The sequence below is a fragment of the Flavobacterium sp. 316 genome, from assembly GCF_000967805.1.
In the GTDB taxonomy this organism is placed as follows: domain Bacteria; phylum Bacteroidota; class Bacteroidia; order Flavobacteriales; family Flavobacteriaceae; genus Flavobacterium; species Flavobacterium sediminilitoris.
In genome coordinates this window covers 264,175-281,071 of sequence record NZ_JYGZ01000006.1, presented here as the reverse complement: position 1 = coordinate 281,071, position 16,897 = coordinate 264,175, and the positions used below count along the sequence as shown (strand labels likewise).

The following is a 16,897-nucleotide window of genomic DNA, read 5'->3' as shown; positions in this document are numbered from 1 at the left end:
TAAATAGGAGTTAAAATGCAATAGAGAAAGACTTATCTTTTTGAAAATTATTATTAATATCGTATTTTTTATAGAAATATAACATTAAATAGAGGATTATGTGGTTTTTTGTTGATGATAATTCAATAAAAAATCATATTCAATGATTAAAACCATTTTCTAGTAAATAATGAAATAAGTGTTTTTGGACTTAACGTTACAATAAATCGGATTTTTTGCCCATAATTTTTATCATTTAATTCAAAACCATTTGAAGAGTAAACAGGTAAGAATAATTCGAAATAATCAGGAACTAAATTTAAATGTATTCCAGAATCATATACAAATTCTGCGGGTATAAATTTGTTTTTTAGTACTCCAATATCGCCATATACTTGTACCCAATTCCATATATTAAACGAAGCGTTTACAGTTGTCATCCATTGATTTGCATAGCGAGTATCAAGGATAGATTTAAAACCACCTTCTGCATTGACAAACTGCTGGCTAAATAGGCCTGTTGATTCACTTCTACCTAATAAATTTGTTTGAAATGTATAATCAGCAGGTTTGTCTAATCCAAATGTAAATAAATCAGACTTTGTACTTCTATAGATGAAGTTTCCAGCAAAAAATCTTAAACTTAATTGTCTATTGTTTTCAAATAATTTTCTATAATTTATTTCACTTGTGATATTTCCAAAAGAATTTGAGATTTGTACTTGATTATAAAAACTAAATAGTTTAGTACTTTCAGATTGACTATTTAAATGGGAAACACTAAAAACAGAATATTTCGATTCGGCTTTGTTTATTGTTGTATTTGGCGCTGATTCTCTATCAATAAATAATTGTCTAATTTGAATAACTTCTTTCTTGTTTGATCTAAAATTAGGATCTCTAAAAACAAATTGAATAGATGGAATAACGCGTGTGTATTTGGCATTTGGTGCATAATGAGACTGATTACCGCTTATAGAGTAAATGATCCTGTATAATTTCCCATCATCTCGTATATAATCATCAACGTTAGCAGAAAAATTACCAATTATTTTTCCAGTATTTGTAGAGTAAAAAGGAGCAATGCTAAATGAGAAAGGTTTATTGAGTAATGATTTATTATTGAATCGTACTCCAAAAGCAATTCCGTCGTATAAATTAAATTCAAATTCAGGAACATAAAATAACTGATTATAATATGGGTCTTCTAAGTCTTTATAAAAATTAAGTTTTAAAGGTCTATGGTTAAATAAGAAACCTCTCAATGATTTCCAATTATTTCTTAAATTGTATTCTGGAACTTCATTATTATAATTTAGAACTAATTTATCTACATCATTTCTAGGTAAAATAAATGTTGTGTCTGTTTTTATGTTTTCAAGCCAAGTTTTTGAAATAATACTATCGTTTTTTAGTTGATAGAGTGAAATAGGTACATTTGTCTTAGTTTTATTTTTAATTTTAACCGTTACCTCATTCTCTGTTTTTTTAATTTTACCAAATTTAAAATCAATTAAATCTCTACTTTCAATTATAGTTTTGAAAAACCAATTGATATCTTTTGTTGTTTTACTTTTTAAAATTGTTTCAAAATCGGTTTTATTTGTTTGATAGGTTTCATTTAATTCTAAGAATTCTTTAATAGAACTTAGAACAATTTCATTTTCTAAATAGCTATCTAAATATTTGAAACTTAAACCAGCTCTATATTTATTAGCAATTTGTTCATTAAATTTTATTAGCCTATTTTTTGGTTCATTTAGAGGTTGATCTAAGTTTTTTCTAGCCATCAACATGTATAAATAGTTATACTGTTCGTTAAAATCGATATTAATGAAGTGATAAGATTTTAATAGTTTTAGATTGGCTAAATTTCCAGTCATTTTCACATTAGAATGATATTCATCAATATATTGCATCATTAAAAAAACTTGAATTCCGTCATAAATCCATTGGTCTTTTCTAGGTGTTAGTTGTAATGTTAACTTTAAATAATTATTTAGATATGTTTTTAAAAACATTAATTCAAACATTAACTCATCTGAAAAAGGACTTAAAAATGTGGGTAATTGATTTAATCCATAAAATGGTTGACGATTGTAATCTTCTTGAGATACTATAATTTTTTCTATTTGACTTTTGCCAATTTTGTCATTAATAAAATGTGTTATTTTATCAATTATTATTGCTTTTTGTACATTTTCTAATTTTGTATTTAAATTTGAACTTACCTCAATAATTTCATTTTTGTAGTTTATAAATTTTTCTTCTGTAGAAATAATTGCTGTGACATCAGATTTGTTTTTTCCAGTAAATTTATAAGTATTATACTCTTTGTTTGTTACTTCAATCTCATTATCCGTGTTTAAATCACAAGTAATAAAATAGTTCTTTGGAATCTCAAATATAATTTCATAGTCAGAAAGAGCATTTGAAATATCATCTAAGTTCTCATTACTTTGAATAATAAATTGTTTATCTTCAAAACGGGCAGGAGCAAGGAACCAATTTTTTAAGTATAATCTTCCATCATTATTAAACCCATATCTAGTAAATCGATCATTCGGAATTTTAACAGTATATGAAAGCGTTATTTTTTGATTTGAAAAAGGAGTGATTGGTTTTGATAATTTTACATGGACAATATCAACATGTTTTTCATTTCGATGCCAACTTAATGGTTGAAAATTAATGTCTAATATCGTATTTATTGTGGTAGCACCTCTATCATTATCTTTTGCTAAATGAAAAGCTCTGATGTATTCATCTGAAAATCGCTTAGCTAATGCCGAATTTTTTGAAGAAAAAGCATTGTTCCAATCATTTAAAGCAATACTATATATAGTATCATTCGTATTATTTACATAATTTAACTCTTGTTTTATTAGCAATGTATTTTCATTAGTGTTTGCCCTAACATTAAGAAAGGAAGTGTGCTGAGCAAAACCAAATGAACTTATTATAAATAGAATTAAACTTTTGATTTTCAAAATGATGTTTTATTTAGGATTGTAATTTTAACAAAAAGTTGCGTTAAATTATATCATAATTTCCAGATAAAAAAAGAAAATTGTAAAATTAGTTTGACAATTTTCTTTTTTTTGAAGATTTGTTGATAAAACAACTTAATTGAGCTATTCTTTGAATGATAAATGAACTACCTTTGAAGTTAAAGGTAATTATTATGACTCAAAAAGTACTTTTTTTTCTTTTTCTTTTTAATTTTTCTTTCTCACAAATTGTGATTAATGAAATAGATGCTGATACAGCAGGTTCAGATCAACTTGAATTTATAGAATTAAAATCAACAAATCCTAATTTTCCTTTGGACGGATATGTATTAGTTTTTTTTAATGAGACCAATGTTTCAAGCTATTTTACTATCGATTTAGATGGTTATACTACTGATATTAATGGAATAATACATTTTGGAAATAGTATGGTTAATCCTTCTCCAATAGGTACAATTCCTAATAATACAATTCAAAATGGTCCTGATATAGTTGCCTTATATCAAGGAAGTTCTGATGATTTTCCTTACAATGCTTCTACATCAACAGGAACCTTAGCTACAACTACAAATTTAATTGATGCTTTAGCTTATTCTAATAGTACAAGTCAACCTACAAATTTAATGTCCATTTTAAATGTAACTATTTGTACAAGAGAAAATACTACACAGTCTGTTCAAAGAAAAAATGACGGAACTTACGAAGCAAAAACGCCTACACCTGGTATTAATAATGATGGTTCAGGAGTTGTAATTAATTATCTAACTATTTCAACTAGCCAAAATAGTTATATTGAGGGAGAAAATTTCAACATTGTTTTTACAACAGATACACCTGTAACTGATCAAGATTTGGAAATCAATATTACACTTACTAATGGAAATTTTATGGTAAATGATTATATTGGATCAGGTAGTTTAACCGTTTTAATACCAGTTGGAGAAACAACAACTCAAACGAATATTAATATTTTTGACGATACTACAGATGAAGGAGATGAAGAAATGCTTATTGATGTGCAATCATTACCTTTTGGTTATGCTTCTGCAAATGATAATATCATAATAAGAATATATGATAACGATTATATTGTTCAATCTTATGGAACACCGCTTAATCCTACATACGGATTAGTTGCACCAACAATTCCTGCAGGTTATTATGATTCATTAGAAGGTTTGTCTGGTGATGCATTAAGACAAGCTTTACAAGATATTATTGCAGATCCGAATACAGTTCATGCTCATAATTATGGAGATATTGAATATATTTTAAAAGAATCTGATAAAAATCCAAAAAATTCAAATGAAGTTTGGCAAATGTATGTTGAAAGTCCAAAACCAATTTTAGATTATCAAACAGGTTCAAGTAATATTGGAGTTTGGAATAGGGAACATATTTTTCCACAATCTAGAGGTGGCTTTTCTGGAGGAACAGATTCTACTCCAGATGGAATCAATGTATGGTTGCCTACAAATGCAGATGATATCCAATCAGGTCATGGAGATGCACATCATATTAGAGCAGAAGATGGTGCAGAAAATTCAAGTAGAAGTAATAAAGATTATGGATTAGATTATAATGGTCCTTCTGGAAGTCAGGGAAGTTGGCATGGTGATGTTGCAAGAGCTTTGTTTTATATGGCAGTTCGTTATAATGGTTTGGAATTAGTAAACGGAAATCCTCCAGATAATACAGCAAATCAATTAGGAGATTTAGCTTCATTGTTAACTTGGAACACACAAGATCCAGCAGATGACTTTGAAATGAATCGTAACAATTATATTTATACTTGGCAAGTAAATCGTAATCCATTTATAGACTATCCAGAATTAGCAGATTATATTTTTGGAGCAAATTATGGAGACACATGGTCATTTACTTTATCTAATCAAAACTTTACAGAAAATAAGATTAAAGTTTATCCAAATCCTACAACTGATTATTTAATAATTTCTGGATTAGAAGATGAATCAAAAGTTCAATTATATACTCTTACAGGACAATTAGTTTTAGAAAAGGTATTTAATAAAGAAACTAATTTAGATTTAGATTTAACATCAGGAATGTACTTAGTTAAAGTCACTAATGGAAATAAAACGGATTATAGGAGAATAATAGTAAGGTAAAAAAGGATAAATTATAGAATAATAATACATTTATCTAATAAAAAACCCTGTAAAATTAATACTTTACAGGGTTTCTTGTGGAGTTGGAGAGAAACAGTCTACTCTAATTGATCCATATTTTATAATACTTTACAATGTTTTTTTAGGGTAACCAATTTTATTACCTCATTATAGTATTCAAATTGACTTAAATTATATGGGATAAATTGACGAATTATATTAGAGAATTGAAAGTAAATTGTTTAATTTTTAAACTAGCTTTTTTATATAATATACGGTTCTACATGTTTTACTTTTAAACCAATATACTTACAGAACTCTATAAATACTAATAACCTATACTTTTCAATTGGTTTTTAATGGTTATAAGTTCGTTTATTAATTATTCTTAGGGCTTATAATGACATTTATTTTATTGGGTGACATCTGAGTAGGTGCTTAATTTTTGCTTCTAATTTCATCTTAATTTTGCTTTATAATCAATCGGAAATTTTGCAATATGGATTATGATTAAGGGATTTATTTATTAAATTTTTCGATGTTATAACTAGACAAAAAGGCATAATTAAATTGAAAGGTACTATCGAGGATATTATTTTTTACAAAACCCAAGATGGTCATTTGGCTCGTAAGAAAGGAGGTATTGATACTAGTAGAATTGTTATTTACTCCTTTTATTGCTTCTATTTAACATATTTTTCTTATTTGAGACATTAGATATGATAAATATCATTTTTTATTTTAAGAAGGAAAATAATATTTGTATTGACAAAAAAATGTTTAGTAATGCAAATAGATTTAGATTTACTATTTACATGGGGAGCAGTTTCCAAAAAATATCAAAAAGATGAAGTTATCTTTTATGAGGAAGATTTAGCATTATTTTATTACCAAATTATTCAAGGTACGGTAAAGATGTTTAATACAAATGAAGATGGTAAAGAGTTTACTCAAGGTCTTTTCTATAAAGGAAATAGTTTTGGTGAACCACCACTTTTAATAAATGAAGTATATCCTTGCACAGCAATTGCTATCGAAGATTGTGTTGTTATTAAAATTTCAAAAGACAAATTTCTAACGATTATTCATGAATATCCAGCAATTAATCAGAAAATATTAGAGCTTTTAGCATTTAAAGCCTACAGAAAAGCAGTTACGAGTAGACAGATTATTAATCAAAAGCCTGAATTTAGAATAAATGCATTTTTAGACAATTATAAAAAAAGCTGTACAACTCCAACTGTTAAAGTGCAAATTCCTTTTACTCGACAAGAGATTGCAGATTTTACAGGCTTAAGAGTAGAAACAGTAATCCGAACATTAACAAAGATGAAGAAAGATAAAAAAGTAGAGATAACTAATCATAAATTATTTTATTGATATGAATTTTCGAATTTCAAATTGGATTAAATTTTCATTATTAAATTTATTGTTAGTTGCAATTTTAGGACTCTTAATGCGATATAAAATAGTTTTTGAATTGCCTTTTATACATCAAAAAAATATACAACATTCTCATTCTCATTTTGCTTTTTCAGGTTGGGTTACTCAAACATTGTTTGTATTGATGGTACATTTTCTATCAAAAATCAGTGTCGATTTTGATAGTAATAAATATAATAAAGTTTTAATATCCAATTTGGTATGTTCTTATATTATGCTTTTTAGTTTTATCTTTAATGGATATAACTTTATTTCAATTGCATTTTCTACACTATCTCTTTTCGTTTCTTTTTGGTTTGCCTATTTATTTTTAAAAGATTTAAAATTAATAAAGAAGTCAACATTAAGTAAAGATTGGTTTAAGGCTTCGTTATTTTTTAATATTATTTCTTCTTTTGGAACTTTTGCATTGGCATTCATGATGGCAACTAAAAATATTCAACAAGATTATTATTTGTCTTCCATATATTTTTATTTACACTTTCAATATAATGGATGGTTTTGGTTTGCATGTATAGGTCTTTTTGTGGGACAATTAGTTCCTGATCTTCAACTTGAAAAAGCAAATAGAACAACATTTAATTGGTTTTTCATTAGTTGTATTCCAGCTTTCTTACTGTCTATTCTTTGGATAAAACTTCCATTTTGGGTTTATTTAATTGCAATATTTGCTGCAATATTACAAATTGTAGCATTTATAAAATTTTATAAAATAATTGTTAATTCATTTAATTCGAAGTTTTCACATTCTTCTCTTTTTAAATATATATATGTAGGCATCTTATTATGTGTGTTTATTAAACTGTTTCTTCAATTGGGCTCAACTGTTCCATTAATAGGAAAGTTAGCATTCGGATTTAGACCAATAGTTATTGCCTATTTACACCTAGTTTTATTAGCAATTATCTCATCATTCTTATTAGTCTATATATATACAAACAAATTATTAGTATTAAATCGTTTCACAAGAAATGGATTAGCAATTTTTATAATTGGAATTTTTTTGAACGAATTTGTTTTAGCAATTCAAGGTATAACCTCGTTTAGTTATATAATACTTTCTTATGTAAATGAAGTATTATTATGCATTGCATTTATATTGTTTATAGGTATTTTGGCAATAGTTAGTTTTAATCGTAAAGAAAAATAAAATTCTTATTTTCTTATGATTTGACTCATAAAATATGTAGTCTTTATGTTGGTACTTTGTACAGTAAAATTTAAAGTTCTACTATTATGAAAAAAACATTTTCCTTTTTAGCACTAGCATTTATATTTCTTTCTTCTAGTTGTAAAGAAAATATTGAAACTCCACAAGAAGCTCCATCTTCAGAAAATGCAGTCGATCTAAGTATTGGTCAAGAAGGAGTGCAAGATGATGTTTCTAATCCAAATATTGTTCAAGTTGCTTCAGGAAGTAAGGATCATACAACATTGGTTGCAGCCGTAAAAGCTGCGGATTTGGTAACTTCATTAAGTAATGCTGGTCCATTTACAGTTTTTGCACCAACTAATGCAGCATTTGAAAAATTGCCTGCAGGAACAGTTGAAGGACTTTTAAAACCAGAGAAAAAAAGTGATTTGGAAAACATTTTAGGTTATCATACTTATGTAGGGAATTTAAAAACAGAATACATGCAAGACGGTCAAGAGTATGATATGGTCTATGGAGGAAAAGTAAAAATCACAAAACAAGGAGAGAAAACATTCGTAAATGGTTCAGAAGTTGTAGCAACAATTGAAACTTCAAACGGTTTAATCCATGTAATTGGAGATGTTCTATTACCTAAATAAAAAAGTTAATTATTAATTCATACAATTCTTCTTTTTTAGTTGAAAAGCATAGATTGTCGTAGTCTATGCTTTTTTTCATTTTAGCTTCACGACCATAAAAATAAATTTCATAAAATCAATTTTTGTACCTGTTTTTTCTGTTACTATGATTCTAATCATATTTTTTAATGAATAAAATAGGGAAATTTGATTATATAAAAGACAGATAAGTCCTTTATATAAAATACTAACTAAAACTATAAATCTATGCTTTCAAAATCTCAAGCAAGAGCGTTTTTTTTAGGCGGAACAGTAGTTACTTTTCTAATATTTATTGGATTGACTATTTATTCTTTTATGCCTAGAAATGACCAAACCAACTACAAAGACATTGATAAAAATGTTGTTAAGGGGAAAGAAATATGGGAATCCAATAACTGTATGGGTTGTCATAGTATAATGGGAGAAGGTGGCTATTATGCTCCTGAATTAACTAAAGTAATTGAACGGAGGGGAGAAGGTTACATAAAAGCAGTCCTAATGTCTCCAATACCTTGGGCTCCAAAAGGTAGAAAAATGGTTGCATACAAAATGAGCGCTGAAGATGCAGATGCAATGGTAGCTTATTTTAAATGGATAGGCAATATTGATTTAAATGGATTCGACAGAATTGTTTCTCCATTAGCAAAAGATAAAATGAAAGATCAACATAAAATAAAATAAGAATATGAAATATAAATCACAAAAAGTAGCCTATTGGTTTTTTGCATTATGCATGCTCTTGTTTTCGTTGCAAATTATTTATGGCTTTATAATGGGCTTTGATCGAATAGGATTACAAGGCTTACACGATATAATTCCATTCAATACAGCAAGAGCTGTTCATACAAATTTGCTTGTAGTATGGCTTTTAACTGGATTTATGGGTGCAGCATATTATATAATTCCAGAAGAAGCGCAACGCGAATTAATAAGTATAAAATGGGCGTATATTCAATTGATTTCTCTTGCAGTTGTAGGTGTAATTGCAATAGCAGGATTTCATTTTAATCATTGGGAAGGAAGGAAATTTTTAGAAATTCCAAGAGAACTAGATTTCTTAGTAGTTGTTAACGTATTAGTTTTCTTAGGATTAATTTTAGGAACTTTATTTAAAGGAAAACGAAAAACAACTACTGCTTTAGTACTAACAATGGGATTAGTATTTGCAGCTTTACTTTACATTCCAGGAATGATTTGGTTCGATAGTCAAGTAATGGATTCATTCTTTAGATGGTGGGTTGTTCATTTATGGGTTGAAGGTGTATGGGAGTTAATTATGGGAGGTATTTTATCTTACTTATTAATTAAACTTACTGGTGTAGATAGAGAGGTTATTGAAAAATGGTTATATGTAATTATCGGATTAACTTTCTTATCTGGAGTATTAGGTACGGGTCACCATTATTACTACATTGGTGTAAACAAAATTTGGTTAATTGTTGGCGGTATATTTTCTGCATTAGAACCTTTAGCTTTCTTAGCCATGGCATTATTTGCAGTAAATATGTATCGTAAAGGAGAAAAAAGTCATCCAAATAAATTAGCATTATTCTGGACAATAGGTGCAGCAATTGTATCTTTTATAGGTGCAGGTTTATTAGGTTTTGCACATACTTTACCACAAACTAATTTATACACACATGGTACTTTAGTAACAGCAATGCATGGTCATTATGCTTTCTGGGGAGCTTATGCAATGATAGTTTTAGCTATTATTAGTTATGCATTACCAAACTTAACTGGTCGTAAACGCTATAACAATACAACAGGACAAATGGCATTTTGGATTTCCAATATTGGTATACTTGGAATGACTGTAGCTTTTGGTGTAGCTGGAGTTGCACAAGTGTATATGGAAAGAAAATTAAAAATGGATTTCATGGATGTTCAAAATGAGATTGCAATTCACTTTGTAGTTTTATTAATCTGTGCAACAATGTTTACTGTAGGTATAGGAATGTATATCTACGAATTTATAAAATACGGCTTACCAACAGACGAAGCTTTAGAAACTAATTAAAATTTATATATGAAAAGCATGAAATTAATACTTGCTATTACAGTAATTACCTTATTAGCAAGTTGTAAATCAAATGAGAAGAACGAAGTAGTCATTGATCCTTCAAGTATAAAAACAGAAGGAGCACCAATTATTGCAGAATTAACTTCTCCGCCATTTGTTCCAAAACCTGTAGGGGATAGACCAGCTAAAAAATTAATTGTCAATTTAGAAATATTAGAACAAGAAGGCGAAATGGCCGATGGTGTTAAGTATATGTATTGGACATTTGGAGGTACTGTTCCAGGAAGTTTTATTAGAACTAGAGTTGGTGATGAAGTTGAATTTCATTTAAAAAATCACCCAGACAATAAATTACCTCATAATATTGATTTACATGCAGTAACAGGACCAGGTGGTGGTGCAGCATCTTCATTTGTTGCTCCAGGGCACGAAGTTACTTTTTCTTTTAAAGTTTTAAATGAAGGTCTATTTGTGTATCATTGTGCTACTGCTCCAGTAGGAATGCATATTGCTAATGGTATGTACGGTTTAATTTTGGTTGAACCAGCAGGTGGACTTCCAAAAGTAGACAAAGAGTACTACGTTATGCAAGGAGATTTCTATACAAAAGGTGCTTATGGCGAAAAAGGATTACAACCTTTCGATATGGCAAAAGCAATTAAAGAAGAACCCGATTATGTAGTTTTCAACGGAAAAACAGGATCACTAACAGGAGATAATGAAATAACAGCAAAAGTTGGAGAAACTGTACGTTTGTATGTAGGTAATGGAGGTCCAAACTTAGTGTCTTCATTCCATGTTATTGGTGAAATTTTCGACAATGTACATATAGAAGGAGGATCCATGATTAATAAAAATGTGCAAACTACTTTAGTTCCTGCAGGAGGAGCAGTAATTGTAGACTTTAAAGTAGATGTGCCTGGATCATTAGTAATTGTAGATCATTCTATTTTTAGAACATTTAACAAAGGTAGTTTAGGAATTTTAAAAGTAACTGGAGATGAAAATAAAACTATTTATTCTGGAACACAATCAGATAATGTGTATTTACCAGAAGGAGGAACAATTCAAACAATGCCAGGAAATAAATCTGCTTCTCCTACAATAGCTGTCACTTTACCTGAAAGAATTGCAGAAGGGAAATCAATTTACTCAACAACTTGTTTTGCATGTCATCAACCAAATGGAGAAGGTTTACCAAATGCTTTTCCACCTCTTGCTAAATCAGATTATTTAAATGCAGATGTAAATCGAGCAATTGAAATAGTGCTTAGAGGTAAAACTGGAGAAATGACAGTTAATGGTAAAAAATACAATAGTGTTATGACGGCACAAACATTAACAGATGAGGAAATTGCAAACGTTTTAACGTATGTATATAGTACTTGGGATAACAGTAAAAAAGAAGTTACTAAAGAAATGGTAGCTAAAATAAGACAAGAGAATAAATAGTTAGTACTATTATTAACCATGATAGTACTTGATTGTGACTATCATGGTTATTTTTTAATAATGAAAAAACATAAATTAATGTATAGAATAGTATTCATATTAATCTTCACACTTATCGTTTCTTGTCAAAAAAGTAAAGAACAAACAACTACTGAAATTAATCCTATTTCAAATGTAATTATAGAACAAGAACAATATAGCTCTTTTAAAGTTACAACTGAAATGGTTTTAGTAAAAGGTGGAAGTTATGTTCCTTTATATGGGAAAAATCAAGAGCAAGTAATTGTAAATGATTTATTTATGGATATATATCCTGTTACAAATGAAGAATTTCTTGATTTTGTAAAGAAAAATAAAAAATGGCAAAAATCAAAAGTTAAAAAAATATTTGCAGATGGAAATTATCTTGTAAAATGGAAAAATGATACTTTGTTAAGTACAGATTCAAAACCAAATAGTCCTGTTACAAACGTATCTTGGTATGCAGCAAATGCCTATTGCGATTGCCAAGGTAAACGATTAGCAACAGTAGATGAATGGGAATATGTAGCAATGGCAAACGAAACAAAGGCAGATGCAAGAGAAATTGAATCCTATAACCAAAATATTTTAGATTGGTACGAAAAACCAAAAACCTACCAAAATGAAGTTGGTCATACCTTCAAAAATTATTATGGAATTTATGATTTGCATGGTTTGGTTTGGGAATGGACTTCCGATTTCAACTCTATTTTAATTACAGGCGAATCTAGAAGTGATTCAGCAGAAAACAATAATCTATTCTGTGGAAGTGGTTCTTTAAATGCTACTGATTTAATGAACTATGCTGCTTTTATGAGATATGCTTTTAGAGGAAGTATTAAGGCAAATTATTCGATACAAAATTTAGGTTTTAGATGTGTAAAAGATATTGAAAAATGAAAAAATATAGAATAGTACTCGTAATTACAAGTTTACTTCTATTAGGTTGTAAACAAGAAGAAAAGGAAGTTAAAGAAGCACCAATTTCTGAAGAGTCAATCTTTAATTTATCTAGTAAATGGAAAACCCAAGACGACAAAACTGTTGAAATAAAAGATTTCAGAGGAAAAGTTTCGGTAATGGTTATGATTTATACTAGTTGTAAAGCTGCTTGCCCGAGATTAGTAGCTGATATGCGTGATATTGAATCTAAAATTCCTAAAGAACAATTAAAAGATTTAAACTTCATTTTAGTCAGTATAGATCCAATAACCGATACACCAAAAAGATTAAAAGTGTTTGCAAAAGATAATTTTATGGATGATAAACACTGGACATTCTTACAAGGAACACCAGCTACAGTTCAAGAATTTGCTAACGTTTTAGCTGTAAAATATAAAAAAATTACTCCTATAGATTTTTCACATTCCAATATTATAAGTGTGTTTAATAGAGAAGGAGAATTGATTCATCAACAAGAAGGTTTAGGTGTAAATAATAAAGAAACGATAGATAAAATATTAGAAACCGTTAAAAAGTAACTAAATCCATTTTATCCAAAAAAGAACAAAATGAGCGTAAATATTCCATTTTATCATCCAATAGACAAAGAAGTTGAGGTTTTTGAAAATGTATACCAAAACAAGATTCCGTTTTTATTAAAAGGTCCTACAGGAACTGGAAAGTCGCGATTTGTAGAATACATGGCACATAAATTAGATAAAAAGTTAATTACAATAAGTTGCCACGAAGAAACATCTTCAACAGATTTAATAGGACGATTTATCATTAAAGGTGCTGAAACTATTTGGATAGACGGACCATTAACAAAAGCAGTAAAAGAAGGTTCTATTTTATATTTAGATGAAATTGCAGAAGCACGCCCAGATGTTATTGTTGCCATTCACTCCTTAACCGATCATAGAAGAGAAATTTATATTGATAAACTAGGAGAAACCATAAAAGCGCACGAAGATTTTATGTTGGTTGCTTCTTTTAATCCAGGATACCAAAGAGGATTTAAAGAGCTAAAACCTTCTACAAAACAGCGATTTACTGCTTTGTCTTTTGCTTATCCAGAAGCTTCTCAGGAAATTGAAATTCTTATTCAGGAAACAAATATTGACCCAGATATTGCTAAAAAACTAGTTAAAATTGGTAATAAAATTAGAAATCTTACCGAATTAGGTTTAGCAGAAACCGTTTCTACGCGTTTATTAGTAGACGCAGCAAAATTAATACATACCGATTTGCCTAAAAGACTAGCTGTAAAAGTAGCTATCGTAGAACCTTTAACAGACGATTTGGAAATAGCAGAAGCCTTAACCGATTTGTGTAACTTGATGATTTAATGGAACTTGACGAAATAGTATATAGCAAGGTTTTGCAATTCTTTAAAAAGAATAAAAAGGTTGATGCTGATTTAGTTAATCGTACGGTTCATTTAGAAGATATAAAATCACGTTTAACCATTTTAGCAAGAGCCATTACTGCGGATGTAATTGAAATATTTCCCGCAGAACGCGAAGGCGGTTATAAAAATAATAACTTTTTTTTTCCTATTTCATTCGGAGATTTTCCTACTTACGAAGCAAACCTTTCTTTTTACTTTTTTAGACTTTTGTACTTAACGGAACAAAGAAAGTTAGGATTTAATTGGAAGGAAAACAAAGATGAAACGCTTGATAATTCGCAACTTAAAGCTTTAGAATGTTCTGAAATTGTTTTAAAAAGTTTATTTGAAGAATTCCCAATTACAAATTCTCTTCACAATGATTTTTATACTTTTTATGCTGCAAAAGAAGAAATTGATTATAGTTGGTTGTATGGAAAATGGATGCGAAATAGTACAGAAGTTGAAGTAGATAAAACATTAAATAATTTTTCTGATCTAACAAAAAAGGCAACGGGTGAAAAAGAACCAACCGTTTTAAAAGCAAATCCGGTTGAAGAAATAAAAAGTCTTACAATTGATAAAAAACAACAAGAAGATTACGTATTGCTACATAGTTTCGAAAAAGTAGAAACAGCTGAAGAATTTAATGGTAATTGGAGAGATTTTGATGGTTCAGATGAATTAGAAAAACACCAAGAAGCTTTAGAAGAACTAAATATGAAATTTACAGTTCGTGTAAATGATACTACACATTCTGTTTATCAAGCTGATTTCATTGAAAATACAACCATTTCTGAAAGTGCAGAAAGAGATGAGAAAGGTTATCATATAAAATACAATGAATGGGATTATTCTTCAAAAGCATATAAAGACTCCTTTTGTAAAGTATATCCAATTTCACAAGTAAAAACGGATGTTAACTATTATAAAAAAACAATCACAGAGAAGGCTTCTGTTTTAAATGGCTTGCGTAAAATGTTGACCAATGTTAATAATAAAATGCAACAACATCATAGGCAATCACAAGGTGATGTATTTGATATTGATGCAACTACTGATATGATTATCGATGTGTTATCAAAAAGAACACCTTCTGAAAACATCTATTTATCTAACCGAAAAAAAGAAAAAGACATTTCTATTTTATTGCTTTTAGACATTAGTCTTTCAAGTGACTCTTATGCTGCTGGAAATAAAATTATTGATGTAGAAAAACAGGTTTCTATTCTATTTGGGGAAATCTTAAATGAATTTGATATTGATTTTTCTATCAATTGCTTTTACTCTAAAACAAGGAATTATGCTTCTTATTTAACCTTAAAAGATTTTGATGAAGATTGGCAAAAAGCCAAAAATAAAATTGGTGCTGCAGAACCGCAAGGTTATACAAGAATTGGAGCTGCGCTTCGTCACTCTAGTGCTTTGTTAGAGAAAAGAGATTCTAAAAATAAATGGATTATTTTTCTTTCAGATGGTAAACCAAACGATTATGATAAATACGAAGGAAAGTATGGTATTCACGATGTAAAACAAGCGCTAAAAGAATTAAAACAAAAGCAAATAAACACGTATGCTTTAGCTATAGAAGCACAAGCAAAATATTATTTGCCTTTAATGTTTGGACAAAATCATTATCAAATATTAACACATCCAGAAGATTTATTAAAATCATTAGTAAAACTTTACGAAAAAATTAAACATTAAATAATGAATAAAACAGCAATTGATTATAAAAATATTTATTATCCTCCTGGAGGAATTTTAATGTGGATAATCATCTTTTTAGAGCTAATTACTTTTGGAATGGCACTTATTGCATTTGTACATTATGGTACACAAGAACCAGAAGTTTTTCATCAATCAAAATTACAACTTAACACAACTATTGGAGCAATTAACACCTTATTTTTACTTACTAGCGGTCTGTTTATTGCAAATGCTGTAAGTTTTTATAAAGATGGGAATACTAAGAAAACGAATTTGTTTTTTAAACTTGCTATGTTAGGAGGCGTATTGTTTTTATTACTTAAAAGCTTTGAATACTATACAAAAATTGAAAACGGAATTACTTTAGAAACAAATACTTTTTTCTTTTTTTATTGGTTGCTAACAGGTTTTCATATTATTCATCTTTTAATAGGACTTATAATTCTTTTTATAACAGGGAAAAGTATTCGTAAAAACAATGCAAAACTTGAAGATGTGGAAGCTTCAGCTACATTTTGGCATATGTGCGATATCATTTGGTTATTGCTTTTTCCTATCCTTTATTTAATCTTTTAGTAATGAAATAAGCATGTACGTTTTTGGTCATAAACACAAAAGAAGACTTGTAAATTGCATATGACCAATAAAAAAATAAATATTTACATATGAAAAAACAATTAACAAAAGTATATATAGTACTTATCATTCTTACAGTACTTACTGCTTTTTTATCCAATAATAATACCTCTAAAATTATAACAATTGCAATTTTACTAATTTCAAGTATCAAGTTTTTAGTTGTAACTTTTCAGTTTATGGAATTAAAAAAGGCAAACTCAGCTTGGAAAGTAAGTTTAAGTCTGTTTTTATTCGTTTTGATTGGAATTATAACATTAATAATTTAATATTTTGTGATTTAAATCATAATCAAAAAAAATACTAATTCGTTCATTTGTGTTATTCAAAAATTAACACATATAAA

The 16,897-nt window shown here is 28.5% G+C and carries 14 protein-coding genes; 13 read left to right on the top strand and 1 reads right to left on the bottom strand.

Annotated features, from left to right (window positions below):
- Nucleotides 1-146 precede the first annotated feature (146 nt).
- Entirely contained in the window at nt 147-2,969 is a 2,823-nt protein-coding gene (locus SY27_RS14720; RefSeq protein ID WP_235270994.1) for an aminopeptidase, read from the bottom strand.
- Nucleotides 2,970-3,163: 194 nt separating this feature from the next.
- Here SY27_RS14720 and SY27_RS14715 point away from each other — a divergent pair, with 194 nt between their 5' ends.
- The 13 genes from SY27_RS14715 (at nt 3,164) to SY27_RS14655 (ending at nt 16,820) form a co-directional block, all read left to right on the top strand.
- Nucleotides 3,164-5,119, top strand: a complete 1,956-nt coding sequence (locus SY27_RS14715) for an endonuclease (RefSeq protein WP_045971653.1) — start codon at nt 3,164-3,166, stop codon at nt 5,117-5,119.
- A 786-nt stretch (nt 5,120-5,905) separates the two neighbouring features.
- On the top strand, nt 5,906-6,499 hold the full coding sequence (locus SY27_RS14710) for a Crp/Fnr family transcriptional regulator (RefSeq protein WP_045971651.1): 594 nt from the start codon (nt 5,906-5,908) through the stop codon (nt 6,497-6,499).
- A gap of 1 nt (nt 6,500) precedes the next feature.
- The gene (locus SY27_RS14705; protein ID WP_045971649.1) at nt 6,501-7,712 is read left to right on the top strand and encodes a hypothetical protein; all 1,212 of its coding nucleotides are present in this window, start codon (nt 6,501-6,503) and stop codon (nt 7,710-7,712) included.
- A gap of 86 nt (nt 7,713-7,798) precedes the next feature.
- Complete coding sequence (locus tag SY27_RS14700; protein WP_045971647.1) at nt 7,799-8,356, top strand: fasciclin domain-containing protein; 558 nt, start codon at nt 7,799-7,801, stop codon at nt 8,354-8,356.
- Nucleotides 8,357-8,602: 246 nt separating this feature from the next.
- Nucleotides 8,603-9,058 (top strand): cytochrome c, encoded by a 456-nt coding sequence (locus SY27_RS14695; RefSeq protein ID WP_045971645.1) that lies wholly within the window; start codon nt 8,603-8,605, stop codon nt 9,056-9,058.
- Between the two features lie 4 nt (nt 9,059-9,062).
- Nucleotides 9,063-10,397: a cbb3-type cytochrome c oxidase subunit I gene (locus SY27_RS14690; protein ID WP_045971643.1), complete on the top strand. Its 1,335-nt coding sequence runs from the start codon at nt 9,063-9,065 to the stop codon at nt 10,395-10,397.
- Between the two features lie 9 nt (nt 10,398-10,406).
- Nucleotides 10,407-11,852, top strand: a complete 1,446-nt coding sequence (nirK, locus tag SY27_RS14685; protein ID WP_045971641.1) for a copper-containing nitrite reductase — start codon at nt 10,407-10,409, stop codon at nt 11,850-11,852.
- Nucleotides 11,853-11,912: 60 nt separating this feature from the next.
- Complete coding sequence (locus SY27_RS14680) at nt 11,913-12,773, top strand: formylglycine-generating enzyme family protein (protein ID WP_235270993.1); 861 nt, start codon at nt 11,913-11,915, stop codon at nt 12,771-12,773.
- Nucleotides 12,770-13,354 carry an SCO family protein gene (locus tag SY27_RS14675; RefSeq protein ID WP_045971639.1) on the top strand — a complete coding sequence of 195 codons (585 nt, stop codon included), beginning with the start codon at nt 12,770-12,772 and terminating at the stop codon, nt 13,352-13,354. The genes SY27_RS14680 and SY27_RS14675 overlap by 4 nt, the downstream gene beginning before the upstream one ends.
- Before the next feature lie 30 nt (nt 13,355-13,384).
- The gene (locus tag SY27_RS14670; RefSeq protein ID WP_045971637.1) at nt 13,385-14,164 is read left to right on the top strand and encodes a CbbQ/NirQ/NorQ/GpvN family protein; all 780 of its coding nucleotides are present in this window, start codon (nt 13,385-13,387) and stop codon (nt 14,162-14,164) included.
- Nucleotides 14,164-15,912 carry a nitric oxide reductase activation protein NorD gene (locus SY27_RS14665; RefSeq protein WP_045971635.1) on the top strand — a complete coding sequence of 583 codons (1,749 nt, stop codon included), beginning with the start codon at nt 14,164-14,166 and terminating at the stop codon, nt 15,910-15,912. The genes SY27_RS14670 and SY27_RS14665 overlap by 1 nt, the downstream gene beginning before the upstream one ends.
- Nucleotides 15,913-15,915: 3 nt before the next feature.
- On the top strand, nt 15,916-16,491 hold the full coding sequence (locus tag SY27_RS14660) for a cytochrome c oxidase subunit 3 (protein ID WP_045971633.1): 576 nt from the start codon (nt 15,916-15,918) through the stop codon (nt 16,489-16,491).
- Between the two features lie 89 nt (nt 16,492-16,580).
- Nucleotides 16,581-16,820: a cytochrome C oxidase subunit IV family protein gene (locus tag SY27_RS14655; protein WP_045971631.1), complete on the top strand. Its 240-nt coding sequence runs from the start codon at nt 16,581-16,583 to the stop codon at nt 16,818-16,820.
- The last annotated feature ends 77 nt before the right edge of the window (nt 16,821-16,897 follow it).